Below are 16297 nucleotides of genomic sequence, written 5' to 3' on the forward strand. Positions count from 1 at the left end.
TGCAATCTGTATTTTAAAACCAAAATATCCTTAAAGTCTATCGAATGCAAAATGCGCAGCGCCCAGTAATGCAGTTTCAGAGTTTAAAGAGATTTTCACCTGCATTGCCTGCAACATTTCATTAAAACGGCCTTTACTTAAAAATCCATTCATAAAATGGTTATTGGCAAGTACAGGTAAGATTTTAGGAGCAATACCACCACCAATATATACGCCACCCAATGACATTGTTTTTAAGGCAAGATTTCCCGCCTCAGCACCATATATCTCTGCAAAAAGTCTAAGTGCTTCCATGCAGAGCGGATTGTGTTCTTTTAAAGCACATTCACTCACCATGGCACTACGGTCTTTTCCTTCGGGTATATTTAACATCGAGCTCGGCTCTGCTGAAAAACCACTTTCCACTAAATATTCATACAGTGTATAGATACCCGGGCCTGAGAGTATTCTTTCAAAACTCACATGTCCCGGATACCGATTACGCATCCACTGCAACAGTGCATCCTGCTGCGGTGTCAAAGGTGCAAAATCACTATGCCCACCTTCAGAACCGATAGGATGATATGCGGTACCGTCATAATACAACATCGCTTCTCCAAGTCCTGTACCTGCAGCGATCACCGCTCGATTTCCACCCATGAGCCGAGCTTTAGGGTTGAGATCTACAAATTCATCGTCAGGAAGATACAACATACCATAAGCGGTTGCTTCCAGATCATTCAGGAGCCGTACCTTTTGAATGCCCAGATGTTCCTGCAAGCCTGATGTCGTAATATCCCAGGGTAAATTAGTCGTACGGCAACGCCCTTCAATTACCGGACCGGCGATACCAAAACAAGCTGCATCTATATGTGGCATGGAAGTCTTTTCCTTAAATAATGTGATCACCTCATCGAGCGTGGAAAATTCTCTACTGGGAAAATGATGTTGTGCATGTACACTCAATCTGTTTTCTTTATATTTAAAAAGTGCAAGATTCGTTTTTGTACCGCCTATATCTCCTGCCATTATCATACTAACTCCCTATTCTTCTATACTGTAAGATCATGCAAAGCATCCTGTGGTGATAACAAAAACATAAAGGCCTCTAAAAATGCTTTGTCTGTTTCTACAGGTGAACGTGTATAAAACGCTTTCCAAGCTTCTGAACGGTGCTCATTATAATGCTTTGAAGCACTCTCCTTTTCCCAAGATATGCGTACTGCATGTCCTATGAGTACATCCATAATGAGGTCATCTTCAAGATGCAGGTCGGGGTTTTCTCTAAATAGTCTTACCAGGCTTTCGATCAGTTCAATATTCAACTGGCGGTAATCAGGGGCATCGATACTTTGTAAAAGTGCATCGATCTTCAAGGCAAAGCTTCGTTCACCTGCAGTTGATTCCAATGTAAGTTCTGAACCTATCCTGTTTTGAACATTGTATTTATCTCCGATCACCAAGCCGCTGCATTGCCGTAATAAATACCATATATCCTTATAGAAAACAGAAGAAAACGGACCTATCATACCCCTCTCATATCTCCATTGCGACCAGTCAGTGACTTTGCCAAACTCCGTAACTGTCGGACCTTGTTTAATTGATTCAAAAGAAGGTGTACCCGAAGCATGTAAATTTTCATGCACGAGAAACAGCGAGACTTCTCTTTTAAATGATTTTAATACCCTGTGCAAACGGTCATAAATTGCGTGAGGAGCTAAACTAAGCAACCTTTCATAAGCATCGGCCATATGCAGGTTCTCCTCCCTGCTTATCTGTCCTACAAGTAACTGAATAAAGTACCAAGTACGAATCGTTAGCATATTTTCAAAAAGTTCAGGTTCATTTCTGATCATATATCCAAGATGTAAAATGATCTCCTGTGTCAAGACACTTTCTGCTGTATTATTACCACAATATTCCATGATCGTTTTAACGATATCACTACTTTCATACGGTTTTGAAAATGTCGCTTTTCCACTGTATGACCGTCCTACTGCAAGGCGCTTTTGCCGTATCACTATATCAAGCAATACATCTTCAATACGATCATCATATTTTTCTGTAAAATCAGCGATACGCCGTACCAGATTCCACTCATGACACACGGTAGCTAATTCATAAAGATTTTGGGCAAACTGTGACAATGTCACATTTTCATGTTCCACGGAAAATACAAAATCTGCACCCTTGCGTTGCCACATCTCTTCAAGTGCATAGGTCTTATATAAACGATTTTTTTTACCCAAAAGTATCTCTATCAATCCAGAGTCATCCTGATCACTAAGAGACTGTATTTCCTCTGGACTCAAAAATGTATGGATTTCAGTTTCCTTCAAACAGATACCCAATCTATTATTATTTGACACAATGTCTGAAGCTTGCAAGGTAAACCCGTGAATATCTTGCATACGTTCCATACACGCTAGACCCAATAATTTTTCCAATGGGCCTGTCTGAATAGTCACATCGCCACTCTGCTCTTTTTGTATATCCTCCAATAGTTCAACCAGTGCCTCACGTTCACTATCAGAAAACATCGATTCACGAACAAAGAACGGTATGATAGGATTACCTCTTGCATCCCACTGCATAGCAAGGAACTTTAATGATGCCCGAAAATGTTCTACTAACAATTGATTATCCGCTGAGAAATAAAATCCATGCGGATTAAAATAATAAGGAAGAAAGACTATCTCTTCACCTCCATAGAAGTGAACCCTTGCAGTCGTCATTGTTCTTGCAACTATCCATTCCCTACCGCTTAAAGAAAGTTTTTCATTTTGACCCAAAAACGTATGAAGCATAGAGAGTTGATCAGCATGTAAGATCCGTACAGGCTTGATCTCTTCGATGGTTTCACTTTCAAAACCAAGATCAGCCAATTTTTCTTTAACCGATTCATTTTCAGCGATCACCGGAACCAAAGGTTTGGTACCGAAACTGTGTCCTATACGTTTGTGACGCTCTAAGGGATCTATATCTTCCGATTCCAAAAGACCATCAAGCATCATATCGGAGAGCATATAAAGACTTTGTGCCCATACCAAAGGTATATTTTCATTGGCAACACGTATTTGACTTCCAGGATCTTCTTTTTCTGCCTCTATACTTTCTTTGGGAACAATATAGAGTTCAGGTAAAAGCTTCTTCCCATCCTGTTCAACAAAAAGCGGTTGCAGTTTTTGCTTCCAATGCTTGATCTCTTCTTTCTCATTACGTATCAATGCATCCAGTAGTAAATAGGTGAAAAAAAGAGGCCATTCTGATTCAATATGTTCAAATTCACGCAACTCTGAGGGTTCATAGTGCAGGCGGCTCGCATCTTCAATACTGCTTTGATGACCATCGAGTAAAAAACGTTTACATCCGTAATTTCCTGCAAGTTTTTTGATGATCTTATCACGTGTACGTTTGACCAGTTTCGTATCTTCAACCGCATAGGCGGGATAGCCTATAATACTCAGCAATGCGGCATCAGTCTCTTTAGAATTGGATTCTCTGGGTAACAGTCCCTGCAACGTGAAGCGAGAACGGGCGATATCACTAGGAACCACATGGATCACAGCTTCATGGTTTGGCAGATCAGCAAAAAGATTAAAGCCGTCCAAGGCTTCAAGTGCTGCTTTTGCCATACCTACAGAACTACCATTGACTTCTGTATTTCCATGATTGATCTTATTTCCGCGCTCCCAGATACCATAATCAGGGGTACAGTAAGTATGGCTGATATAGTGCACCATATTTTGTACAAAATCAACTTCATCCATCGTATAGATAATACGCAGTCCAGAAGCAATCATTTGCGCGATCATCAAGAGAAAAAGAGAGCTTGCATCCAGTTGCAAATGCCCCCATTCGTCATCTCCTACCACGGCTAAACCTGTATTTGTACCATACTTCGCATGCAGAGCATCTGTAGGATTATGTGTTTTTTTAAATACTTCGATTCTGTCCGACTGTCTCATCATAGCAGTGAGCAGTCCCCTCATCAATTTAACCACACTCTGGCTCAAAAGATAACTACGATGATGGTCAGCATCAAATTTTCTATAGGCAATTGCAAGTCCCCAGACACTCAAAATGCTGTAGACATTATCTCTTACCCAGGCATCGGTATAATCCCCATGGGCATTTACCGCTGTACTTGCAGGCAACAAACCGGTGATAGGATCTTGCCGTGAGAGGATGATCTTGTCAACAACCAGAAAATGTCGATCAAGTGTAGCCTGAAGTGTATCTTGATTCATATATCTCACCTTTTGCAGCATACTATTCATGAGTACAGCTTATATAGCTATAGTACATTTTTATTACTTAAGTTAATTATAATCCAATTTTGGAAAAAAGTATAATATTATTGTTTCAATTTTAATCAGTAGATAGAGAGATTTCTTATATTGTCATTTTCTTTGATATTTTTTTATAGCATCCAAATAACCGCTCCATTCTCTAGTTATTGGAAGAAGGTGACGAGCTTTAAAAAACAATGATACTGCTGTCTGATGCAAGCAAAGTAAATTAGCTACAAATAGACGAATCTCTTGCACTGTCTGCGGCAAATCTATAATAGGAGTTTGATCCTTTATAATATATTTTTATCAGTTAAATATGATTGTAGTCATATAATGATTACATACTCTACTTCTCAACCTGCCCCTCATCATCATACATCCACTTATAGTATTGGTGTGCCATACGAGTTGAATTAAATTCTCGCACTACATCATTCATAGCATATTTCATCATTTTTACCCATTCCTTCATGTCATTATAATACAAGGGTAAAATAACGTTTTCAAGTTTATCCATCATCGCTTTATGATCATAATGATCTTGGTCATGGATAGGTAAAGAAGCATCTGCTGTGGCTATAGAAAATGCATTTACCCCGTCTTTGGCAAATTCTGGATGCCATCCGTCATTGATAGAAAAATGAATCGAAGCATTCATACTTGCGGACATACCACTTGTACCACTAGCTTCACGTGTTACACGTGGTGTATTAAGCCATATATCACTTCCTTGCTTAAGCATTTTAGAAAGGTTTAACTCATAACCAGTCAGCACAGCCATATTTTTATAGCCATGGCTCAACTCAATAAGTTCATTAAACATATTGATAGCACCCGCATCATTAGGATAAGGTTTTCCTGCCCATATAATCTGTACAGGATATGTTGTGTTATGCATTAGCTTATGAAAACGTTCAAAATCATAAATGAGTAATTCTGGACGTTTGTATTCAACAAAACGACGTGCCCAAACTATGGTTATGGTATCAGCAGAAAACACTTTTCCTGTTTGATTGGCTACCTCTTCAAAAAGAATTTTTTTAAGGTGTTTTTTACGTGCAATAATTCCATAGTCTTCATGCTCTTCCAGCGCTCTTAATAATGGTTTATCAACCCAAAATCTACGATTTTGTGCATTGGTAATCCCAATTATCTCACATCGTCCATCAACATTTTTCCACATTTTGTTTGCTACTTTTTCATGTATCTTAGATACAGCATTGGCACGTTTAGATGTTTTCAATGCACCAATTGTTAAACAAAATTTTTCATCATAATAATGAAGTTCATTTTGGATCTCTTTTAGAGAATATCCGTTAAAAAATCCCATTTGGGCTAAAAGATAGACATTGTGTTCTTCATTTCCTGCCTTTTCGGGAGTATGTGTCGTAAATACCACATGTTCACGTACCGCTTCAAACGTTTTATATGTATTTAACAACTCAAATACCAACGGTAATGCATGCCCCTCATTCATATGGTATATATCGACCTTTTGATTGAGTGATTCGAGTGCTTTCACACCACCAATACCCAAAACAACTTCCTGTGCTATACGTGTTTCTTCATTTGGATCATAAAGTTTATGTGTGATAGTACGGGAAAGAAAATCATTTTCAGGAATATCTGTTGTGAGTAAAACAAGCGGTGCAGAACCGAACACCCTGCTAGGCATGACCAGTACCTTCACTTGGACAGGTTGACCATTGACGTTTACGGTTACTCTAACTTCAGGATCTTCAAGAAAAGAATAGTATTTACGGGTATATTTCAAATCTAAAGTGCGATCTTTATGCCGATCCTGGTCATAATACCCATAACTCCAAAGTATACCCACACCAACCATATGCTGTTCAAGATCGTATGCACTACGCATATGAGATCCTGCCAAAAATCCCAATCCGCCAGAATAAATTTTAAGCGATTGATCTATCGCAAATTCCATTGAGAAATAAGCTACTTTTGTTGCATATTGGCTGTCAATTTCATAATGCACCAAATTTTTCATTCTATTTTTTCCTAAAATTAATTATTACCCACAAACACACACCTATCAACAAGGCGAAAACTGTATCCCCATTCATTATCATACCATGCAAGTACTTTAACCGTAGCGCCAACAACTACACTGGTCATATCTGGGTACGTAAGTCGAACTGTAGGTCGAGCCTATAAAGTTACTTGAAATAAGTTTACCTTTTAAATAGCGACATCCTTGGCTGCACCCGTTTTCGTAGCACAAGATGCATTTGAGATAATTGTCTCTCCTTTGTACTCACTAGTGCAGAACCAAAGTCGAGCTCATTCAGATCATAGGATCCCTTTATATTCTTACATTATTATATTTAAGATATAGTATAAAAATGATTACATAATTGTTTCATTTTTAATCCAATACCTAATATTTAATCTATTTAAAAAACGCTAAAATAACATAATTAATTCTTCTTAAAGGTAAACAATGAGTCTTCATGCATATGCTGGAAAACTGGCACCGAAATCAATTCTTGTAAATGTTCCTGAACTCATCAGTGATTACTATACTAAGATTCCCGATACAAAAGACAGAGCCCAGTGTATCAGCTTCGGAACCTCTGGGCACCGTGGTTCTTCACTGCGTAAAAGCTTTAACGAGATGCATATCCTTGCTGTAACACAAGCCGTCTGTGACTACCGTAAAAAAGAAGGTATAGAGGGGAGACTCTTTATGGGTATGGATACCCATGCACTCTCATATCCGGCACAGCTCACTGCCATTGAAGTCTTGGCAGCCAATGAGGTCGATCTTTATATCGCCGAAGATTTCGGCTATACACCGACACCTGTCATATCACATGCGATTTTGACACACAATGCAAAAGGCGGACCGCTGTGTGACGGTATCGTGATCACCCCTTCACATAACCCGCCGACAGATGGAGGGTTTAAATACAATCCGCCGCATGGCGGACCTGCAGATACCGATGTAACGGATTGGATAGAAGCACGTGCCAATGAAATTTTGGAAAATAACCTGCAAGATGTCAAAAAAATACCCATAGAAGAGTCATTAAAGGCAAAAAATATTACCCAATACGACTATGTAACGCCTTATGTAGATGATCTTGAAAATGTGATAGATATGAAAGCTATTGCTGCATCGGGTATTCTCATCGGTGCAGATGCTATGGGCGGTTCGGGTATGGCATACTATGCTGCCATCAAAGCACGTTACGGACTCAATATGGAGATCTTCCACGATACACTGGATGCTACATTCTCTTTTATGCACTGTGACAAGGATGGTAAGATCCGTATGGATTGTTCTTCCCCTTATGCAATGGCCGGACTGATAGAGCTCAAAGAAAAGTATGACATTGCTTTTGGAAACGATACAGATTTTGACCGTCATGGCATTGTCACGAAAAGTGTCGGACTTATGAATCCCAATCATTACCTCAGTGTAGCCATCAACTATCTGGCACAAAACCGTCCTGAGTGGAACAGTGACCTGGGTATAGGAAAAACACTCGTAAGCAGCTCTATGATAGACCGTGTAGCAAATGACCTAGATAAAAAAGTGATCGAAGTGCCCGTCGGCTTTAAATGGTTCGTTGATGGTCTTATCAACGGGAGTATCTTCTTCGGAGGAGAAGAGAGTGCCGGTGCAAGCTTTTTGCGTAAAGACGGTTCGGTTTGGAGTACCGATAAAGACGGCATTATCCTGACACTTCTGGCCGCTGAAATATTGGCAGTGACAGGGAAAGACCCTGGTGTGCATTATCAAGAGTTAACGGAAAAATTCGGAGCTCCTATCTACGCCCGTATCGATGCACCTGCGGATGAGCAGCAGAGAAGTATTCTGAAAAATCTCTCCCCTGATGATGTGAAAGAAAAAGAACTTGGCGGTGAACCTATTGAAGCTATATTGACCAATGCCCCGGGTAATGGAGCTGCCATAGGCGGTCTTAAAGTGGTCGCAAAGAACGGATGGTTTGCACTCCGACCATCAGGAACGGAGCCGATCTATAAGATCTATGCCGAGAGTTTCATCGATGAAGCACATCTCAAACAGATACAACAAGAAGCACAGGCCATGGTCAGTAAACTTTTTTAGATCTGTCTTCTTTATATCTTTTTCAAATAGATAACCCCCAAAGGAGGCAGCGTCAGAGTGATCGAATATTCACGTCCGTGCATCGGTTCTTTGATCGCCTTAAGAGGTCCTGTATTACCGATATTCCACCCCTCATAATAACTTGACTGAGAATTAAATATCTCGACATACTCACCTTCACAAGGCACACCGATCTTATAGCTTTCCCATGTCTCATCAGCAAAGTTACATACGACATACACTGTCTCATCGAGAAGATCACACTTACGCATAAAGCTGATACAGTTATGCTGATAGTCTCCGTCATCTATCCACTCAAAACCAGCATGTTTTTCATCATATTGGTACAAAGCACGTTCATTACGGTAGAGGAGATTAAGATCACTGAGCATCTTTTGCAGGTTGGCATGGTAGGGATCTTCAAGAAGATGCCAATCAATACTTTCCTCAAAATTCCACTCAGTATACTGAGCGATATCTCCTCCCATAAAAAGAAGTTTTTTACCAGGATGTGCCATCATATAAGCATACATAGTACGCAGATTGGCAAATTTCTGATTGGTGTCACCCGGCATCTTGTTGATCAGGGAACCTTTCATATGTACCACTTCATCATGACTTAAGGGCAACATAAAATGCTCATCAAAAGCATACCATAGGCTAAAAGTCAGTTGATGGTGATGATGCTGACGATGTATAGGGTCATAACTCATGTACTTTAGCGTATCATGCATCCATCCCATATTCCATTTAAATCCGAATCCCAGACCACCGATGCTCGTAGGCCGTGTGACCATCGGCCATGCTGTAGACTCTTCAGCGATCATCATGATATCAGAGAATTCGGCATAGATGCTTTCATTGAGTTTACGTAGAAATGCAACCGCTTCGAGGTTTTCATTTCCTCCATTGACATTAGGTGTCCACTCCCCCTCTTCTCTGGCATAGTTCAGGTACAGCATGGAGGCGACAGCATCCACACGTATACCATCAATGTGATATTTGTCGAGCCAGAACATGGCTGATGAGATAAGAAATGATTTTACTTCATTACGCCCATAGTTAAAGATATAACTTCCCCATTCAGGATGAAAACCTTTTTGTAGGTCTTCATGTTCATAGAGTGCCGTACCGTCAAAATTGACAAGCCCATGCATATCTACAGCAAAATGTGAAGGTACCCAGTCCATAATAACACCAAATCCGTTCTCATGCAACACATCGATAAGATACATGAGATCTTGAGGTTCACCAAAACGTGCCGTAGCGGAAAAATAACCTGTGACTTGATACCCCCATGAACCAAAATAGGGATACTCCGTTAAAGGCATGAACTCCACGTGGGTATAATGCATTTGTTTGAGGTATGCCAGAAGTTCTACGGCCAATTCTCTGTAGCTGAGATAGCGGTTCTCTTCTTCAACTTTTCGCTTCCATGAACCAAGGTGCATTTCATAAACACTGACCGGGGCATCATGTGCATTGACCTTATGACGTGTTATCATCCACTTTTCATCTTGCCAATCATACCCATCAACAGTCCAGACACGAGAGGCTGACTTAGAAGGCTTCTCAGAGAAAAAAGCAAAAGGATCACTCTTGTCATGGATAATATTATGAAACTTTGAGACGATATGATACTTATAGGTCAAACCCTGTTCCACACCTTCAATAAAACCTTCCCATATACCAGAATCATCTTCCCGTAATTTAAGGGGGTGTGTATCTGTGGCATAGCTGTTAAAATCACCACGTACACTTACACTTTGTGCATTAGGTGCCCAAACAGCAAAGTGTACACCATCCAAGCCTTCGTATTGCATTTTATGCGCACCGAATTTTTCATAGAGTTTCGTATGATTTCCCTCTTTAAACAGATAAATATCAAGATCACTCAATGTTGAGATATTATAATGCATGGCATGTGTCATTTGTGCTCCTTATTTTTAAGACGACCCTGAATGATATGACGATATAGGTCTTCATAACCATGTGCTGCTTCTTCCCAGTTAAAACGCTTTAACATAGCATTGTGTTGGAGTTGTTTAAACCCCGATTTATCCTGATACCACGTATCGACTGCCCATTGTACAGTCCCGATCAATGCCTCAGGTGTTGCATTGTAAAACTTAAATCCTGTGCCGCTTTGATGCACACTGTCATAATTCTCTATAGTATCATCCAGCCCACCGGTTGCATGTACTATAGGCAATGTTCCATAACGTAAACTATAGATCTGATTGAGTCCGCACGGTTCAAAAAGCGAAGGCATAAGGAACATATCACTGCCTGCTTCGATCTTATGGGCAAGATCATTGCGATATCCGATATAACAGGCGAATTTTTCAGGATATTTAGATGTAAGCTCTGAGAAGAAGTGCTCTGCCCACTTCTCTCCAGTACCCAACAGTACTATCTGAATATCCAGTTTCATCAATTCTTCCATCGCGGCTGAGAGCAAGGTAATACCTTTTTGTTCAACCAGACGTCCAACCAAACCTATAAGTGGGACTTCGTTTTGCTGTGGAAGATCGAACTCTTTTTGCAATGCAGTTTTACAGAGTGCTTTTCCCGAAAGATCATCAAGATCAAAGGTCGCTGGAATGAAGGTATCTACTGTGGGGCTCCACTCTTCATAATCTATCCCATTAAGGATACCGTAGAGTTTATACGCCTTTGCATCGATGAGCCTGTCCAGTCCCCATCCAAACTCCGGTGTACGTATCTCCTGTGCATATTTCTGACTCACAGCATTGATGGCATCTGCATGTACAATACCGCCTTTAAGCAGATTGATGCCGTCAAACTCTTCAAGTTCATCTGCTTTAAAGTGCTCCCATCCTACACCCAACACATCCATCGCACCTTTGTAAAATTTACCTTGGTGCTGCAAATTATGAATAGTTAAAAGTGAGCCTGTGTATTCAAAGTCGGGATCAAAAGCATAGATGGTATTAAGTAAAATAGGTATGGCTGCAGTATGCCAGTCATTGGCATGAATCACATCAGGTTTAAAATGTAATTTTTTTGCTAGCTGCATGACTGCCTTAGAGAAGAATATAAAGCGATTGTCATTGTCATCATAGCCTTTCCCATCTTCATCATATAAGCCTTTACGTCCAAAAAAACCTTCATGCTCTATAAAGTAAATAGGTACATCACTTCCAGGCAGTACACCTTCATATACACCTGCCCATGCTTTACCCATACTTCCCATCGGAACGCCCAGGGAACCTTCAAGTGCTTTCAAACCATACTTTTCCTTATCTACAATATAATAACGAGGCATCACCACACGCACATCATGTCCCAAGGCTCGAAGTGCTTTGGGAAGTGCTCCAGAGACATCTGCCAAACCGCCACTCTTTGCATAAGGCACCACTTCAGAAGCTGCCAGTAAGATATTTAATTTATCCACGTTGACTCTCTTCTTTTAGTTTTTCATATTCTTTAATATATAATTCTCCGCTCTCTCTCCATGAAAAATCACATAACATATTATGTTTGACTATCTGGTTATATTGTGTTTTCATACTGTAAAGCAGTAAAGCTTTTTTAACTGCATCTAAACATGCATGATGATCAGGTTGGCTAAAGACAACCCCATACCCTTTTTGACTTTTAGCATCAAAGGCTGCATAATCATGTACCGTATCTGTCAACCCTCCCACACTGTGCACGATAGGCATCGATCCATAATGCATAGCGATCATTTGTGCCAATCCGCAAGGTTCGAACAGTGACGGCATCAAAAAGAAATCTGAAGCTGCGTACATACGGTGAGAGAGTGCTTCATCATAACCAGACTTCAGATATATATTGTCATGTTTGTTAGCTAATGTTTTGAGTGCATCATGGTATTGTGCTTCACCATCTCCAAGGACAACGATATTGCATTCCATCAAAGCCATATCAGGTAAAGCATCAATAAAGATCTCCAAGCCTTTCTGCCACGTAAAACGTCCTATAAAAATAACCAAAGGTCTTTTAGGATCTTTCAACTTTATCTCTTTTAAAAAAGCTCTTTTATTGACTGCTTTTCCTCTGAGATCAGTATAAGGTGAGACTAGCATCTTGTCAGTGGATGGTGAAAACTGTTCGGTATCAATACCATTCACGATACCTGTAAGTTTACCACTGTGGTATTGCAAGAATCCCTCGAGACCACATCCAAACTCTGGGGTTAATATCTCTTTGGCATAAGTAGGACTGACCGTTGTAATCTTATCAGCATAGGCTATCCCTGCTTTCATAAAATTAACCTGCCCGTAAAATTCCAGACAATCCATATGAAAATATTTTTCATCAATGCCCAGTCTTGCGAGTGCTTTTTTTTCAAAAACTCCCTGGTAGGCAAGATTGTGAATGGTAAACAAACTTTTAGTCTCAATCTTTGGCTCATTATTAAGCAGTAGAGGCAGCAATGCAGTTTGCCAGTCATTGAGGTGTACGATCTCATAGATATCCCGTTTCACTATTTCCAACATGGCATAATTAAACAGTGCAAACCGGATATCATTATCTTCATAACCGCCTTGAGGATTTCCATAGAGGAACTCTCTGTCACAAAGCAACGGTGTATAGATAAAACGGTACGTTATATTTTCATATTTACAAATATAAAGTGTGACAGGATAAGATTTATTTCCCATCATGATATTAAATGTTTCGCCACTCGCTTGTATGCCAAACTGTACACGGTCTATGAACTGGTAAAGAGGCATGATGACATCAACGTTATATGCTTCATTTAATGCTCTTGGCAAACTGTATGCTACATCAGCAAGTCCACCGCTTTTAGCAAAAGGATACACTTCACTTGCAGCAAATAGTATCCGTGAATTACTCATCAATACTCCCCCTTAATAGCTTAGCAGCATGTTCAGGTGCAACAGGATTTATATTTATTCCTGTACTCACTTCAAATCCAGCCAAATGATAGAGACGTGGCATAATTCGAATCGCAAAACGGCACATCTCATCTGTATGTGTGAGTATATCATATTCAAATGCATTCCCCTGTAAAGGCGGTGTGCTGATAGAAAGGTTAAAAGTAAAACAACCCAACTGTTTTTTCATATTTTTTAGTATTAATACTAACAATGGTGCAACTTCTGCTATAGTCTCATCATGAAGGGTATCTATTTGTCCTAATGCCTTTTTAGAACTGATGATCACTTCAAAAGGATAGGCACTAGCATAAGGACAATAAGCGGTGAACTCACCATTCTTGGCTACAATACGCTCATCGGATGCTTCCTCATGCTCTATTTCTGACTCTAACAAAGCACTCGAATTTTGCTTATAGTACGTAAAACTACGCTGATATCTCTCTCTTAGTAATTTTGGAACGATTGGCAGTCCTATGAGCTGTGTATGACAATGCTGCTGTGAAGCGCCTGCCTCACTCCCCTCATTTTTAAACAGTGAAATATAGGCAATACGTTCATCCTTTCTTAAATCAGAAACCCTTGCTCGCAATGTTTGTAACCAGTGCACCACTGCACTCTCACTCCATTGTGTGATGGAAGTATGATGTTCCGGTGTATCTATGATCAGTTCATGTGCACCAAAACCTTCCCAATGCTCAAAAAATCCATAATGGTGTTCATACGCTGTTTCTATCTGAACCGCTTTATAAAGGTTTGGAACCACACGTGTTTTCCACCCCTTTTTATTTGGAAGTGAACCTTTTTTTCTTAGTGCAAAGATCTCAGGTGGAGTCATGGACTCATTGCCTTCACAAAATGGACAATACTCCTCCTTGACGATCTCTTCATTCTCTTCTACTCCATAACAATGGGGCCGATGTAAACGTTCGGGTGCAATGATCACTTGCGTACCATGTACACGATCATGTCTAATATCAGACATCTTTTACCTCCAATGTTCCCTTGATGGAAATATCCTTACTAAACGGCACCACCATGGCGAAACTGATTCCTTGTACACTAAGGTCAAATCCGTGTTCACTTTGCGAAAGTGTCTTGAGTTGGAAATAATGGATATCACAGGTTTGATCAAGACTAATCACGATATGTTGCTTTAATTCTGCATCAAAGATCTCAAGTGTATCCGTACTTAAAACACTCCCCTGATCAAGTAAAGGATCTCCATTAATGACAACAGATTCATAGTCACAAAAATGAAAATTGTGCTCAAGTATATACTTGAATGTTCCTTCCGCCTGTGTAGAGAGGCTGATCTCAAAATCAAATCCATGTTTATTTGGGATATAGGTCTTCTCCAACTTTGCTGGTACTTTTTGTGGGAAATATAAACCGCCTTCTCTAGAAAATATCACTTTCTTTTTATCTACATAGACATCAAAAGGCTGATTGGAAAAATCGCCAAATTCATGAAAATTACAATGCTTAAAATTGTCCATACAAAAATTATCATCCGAGATATGATCGATAAAAGAGTTTTTAAGATACCAATCATAAATGATCGCATCTCGTAAGTTATCGTCGATCTCAACGGCGGCATGGTGAATCGTATCGATCCCTTCTTCAGCCATAGGTACCTCTTCTTTAGGTGTATCTTCGAACAAACGCTGATGATAGGCCTCTTTACGTCGTGTTAAAGTATTTTGCCAATTAAAGCATGCATCTCGACTGTCAAATTCTACCAACTGACCTCCATGTGCCGAATCAAAGCGGAAAATATGTTTTTCAGTCACTGCCTTGACCTTATCATAGCCGTCTAAATCATTTTGGTCAGTGACTAAAACACTTTTTTTCTTATAACGTACATTCTCTGCTTCGATAATATAGTGATAGGCATTGTCTCTTAAGTTTGGCAGATATAGCCCTCCAAATACCCCATGCCATAGAGCATCATTGGTTTGTGCTTTATAGAGAGCCGTATCAAAGGCAGATTTTTTCACCTCTTGACGTACTTTTGAAAGTTCCATCATACGTTTATGGATACGGTTGCTCTCCTCATACTTCACAAAGAAATTTTTCCAAATACCGCCTTTAAGGAACTTCACACCCTCCTTCTCATAACGATCATGTCCCATCTCTTCTTTGAAGAGTTCGAGTTTCAGTGTATCATCTGCACGAAGGCTCCACTCACCCATTTCATAATAAGAGACATTGGGCAAATAGGCAATACCGCGTGTGCGTTCCTCTTCATAATAGGTACCATAATGCATCGTCTCGATCTCATCATCCTCTAACACAGCCTGCACGAATTTATCAAGCCACCCTTTTTCATAGACCCATTCATAGGTTCCCGGCCACATACCAAACTTCTCTGCATCGTCAAAGATGATCGCTGCAGCGTTTTCTTCTCTATTGTACGATTTGATCGCTTTAATGGCAGCATCCACATTTAAAAAAGGGATCGCATAACGCAGCTTCTTGCTGATAGGGAAAAGACCTATCTCATGTCCTCCCTCTTCACTCATATAATATCCATCCAAAATCTCTTCATCAAAACCGGCACACTGAAAATGGTAATCATCCATGACAGTGTATTGAATACCTGCACGCTTCAGATCAGGAATAAGAGACGATTCCCAAACACGTTCAGTAAGCCAAAGCCCCTGTGGTGTTTGATTAAAACCTGATGCAATGAAGTCATTAAGCATTTTGATCTGTGTCACGCGGTCTTCTGATGGTATCACACTTAAAATAGGTTCATAATATCCAGCAGAAAAAAACTCGATACTTCCTTTCTCAGCCAATGTCTTTATCTGTTTGTAAAGCTTAGGATGAAATGCTTCTATCTGTTCCATAAGCCATCCGCTGCAATGTACAGCAAATCGAAACTCCGGATATTTACTCATCACTTCAAAAAATGGGCCATAACAGACTGCCACACCATGTTTGATAACCCACTCAAAATTATCGACGGGTTGATGCATGTGGATACCAAAAAGTAATTTTGTTTTATTGAGCATCTTTTTTCCCTTCTTCAT

At 40.0% G+C, this 16297-nt stretch carries 9 protein-coding genes; 1 reads left to right on the forward strand and 8 read right to left on the reverse strand.

Annotated elements, in window-relative coordinates; translation table 11 throughout:
- Nucleotides 1-30: 30 nt before the first annotated feature.
- From glk to glgP, 3 genes are all read right to left on the reverse strand, one after another.
- Nucleotides 31-1014: a glucokinase gene (gene glk / locus LDM93_RS04005; RefSeq protein WP_223890783.1), complete on the reverse strand. Its 984-nt coding sequence runs from the start codon at nucleotides 1012-1014 to the stop codon at nucleotides 31-33.
- Nucleotides 1015-1031: 17 nt separating this feature from the next.
- The gene (locus LDM93_RS04010; RefSeq protein ID WP_223890784.1) at nucleotides 1032-4229 is read right to left on the reverse strand and encodes a glycoside hydrolase family 15 protein; all 3198 of its coding nucleotides are present in this window, start codon (nucleotides 4227-4229) and stop codon (nucleotides 1032-1034) included.
- Between the two features lie 391 nt (nucleotides 4230-4620).
- A complete protein-coding gene (glgP, locus tag LDM93_RS04015; protein WP_223890785.1) occupies nucleotides 4621-6282 on the reverse strand; it encodes an alpha-glucan family phosphorylase in 1662 nt (553 codons plus the stop codon).
- A gap of 453 nt (nucleotides 6283-6735) precedes the next feature.
- On the opposite strand from glgP, the gene pgm reads away from it, so the two are divergent.
- On the forward strand, nucleotides 6736-8370 hold the full coding sequence (gene pgm / locus LDM93_RS04020; protein WP_223890786.1) for a phosphoglucomutase (alpha-D-glucose-1,6-bisphosphate-dependent): 1635 nt from the start codon (nucleotides 6736-6738) through the stop codon (nucleotides 8368-8370).
- Between the two features lie 11 nt (nucleotides 8371-8381).
- On the opposite strand, the gene glgB is transcribed toward pgm, so the two are convergent.
- From glgB to LDM93_RS04045, 5 genes are read right to left on the reverse strand one after another with little or no spacing between them, the layout of a single operon-like run.
- Nucleotides 8382-10301: a 1,4-alpha-glucan branching protein GlgB gene (gene glgB, locus LDM93_RS04025; RefSeq protein ID WP_223890787.1), complete on the reverse strand. Its 1920-nt coding sequence runs from the start codon at nucleotides 10299-10301 to the stop codon at nucleotides 8382-8384.
- Entirely contained in the window at nucleotides 10298-11788 is a 1491-nt protein-coding gene (gene glgA / locus LDM93_RS04030; RefSeq protein ID WP_223890788.1) for a glycogen synthase GlgA, read from the reverse strand. The genes glgB and glgA overlap by 4 nt, the downstream gene beginning before the upstream one ends.
- On the reverse strand, nucleotides 11781-13220 hold the full coding sequence (locus LDM93_RS04035; protein WP_223890789.1) for a glycogen synthase: 1440 nt from the start codon (nucleotides 13218-13220) through the stop codon (nucleotides 11781-11783). Before LDM93_RS04035 ends, glgA begins: the two co-directional genes overlap by 8 nt.
- Nucleotides 13213-14244, reverse strand: coding sequence for a DUF4931 domain-containing protein (locus tag LDM93_RS04040; RefSeq protein ID WP_223890790.1), 1032 nt, complete (start codon nucleotides 14242-14244; stop codon nucleotides 13213-13215). Before LDM93_RS04040 ends, LDM93_RS04035 begins: the two co-directional genes overlap by 8 nt.
- On the reverse strand, nucleotides 14237-16279 hold the full coding sequence (locus LDM93_RS04045; RefSeq protein WP_223890791.1) for an alpha-amylase/4-alpha-glucanotransferase domain-containing protein: 2043 nt from the start codon (nucleotides 16277-16279) through the stop codon (nucleotides 14237-14239). The genes LDM93_RS04040 and LDM93_RS04045 overlap by 8 nt, the downstream gene beginning before the upstream one ends.
- Nucleotides 16280-16297: the final 18 nt, after the last annotated feature.

The organism is Sulfurovum sp. TSL6 (genome assembly GCF_019972115.1).
In the GTDB taxonomy this organism is placed as follows: Bacteria; Campylobacterota; Campylobacteria; order Campylobacterales; family Sulfurovaceae; genus Sulfurovum.

Coding starts and splice junctions, on each gene's coding strand:
- LDM93_RS04040 (WP_223890790.1), bottom strand. CDS start 14,244: ATGTCTGATATTAGACATGATCGTGTACATGGTACGCAAGTGATCATT.
- LDM93_RS04035 (WP_223890789.1), bottom strand. CDS start 13,220: ATGAGTAATTCACGGATACTATTTGCTGCAAGTGAAGTGTATCCTTTT.
- glgP (WP_223890785.1), bottom strand. CDS start 6,282: ATGAAAAATTTGGTGCATTATGAAATTGACAGCCAATATGCAACAAAA.
- pgm (WP_223890786.1), top strand. CDS start 6,736: ATGAGTCTTCATGCATATGCTGGAAAACTGGCACCGAAATCAATTCTT.
- glgB (WP_223890787.1), bottom strand. CDS start 10,301: ATGACACATGCCATGCATTATAATATCTCAACATTGAGTGATCTTGAT.
- glk (WP_223890783.1), bottom strand. CDS start 1,014: ATGATAATGGCAGGAGATATAGGCGGTACAAAAACGAATCTTGCACTT.
- LDM93_RS04045 (WP_223890791.1), bottom strand. CDS start 16,279: ATGCTCAATAAAACAAAATTACTTTTTGGTATCCACATGCATCAACCC.
- LDM93_RS04010 (WP_223890784.1), bottom strand. CDS start 4,229: ATGAATCAAGATACACTTCAGGCTACACTTGATCGACATTTTCTGGTT.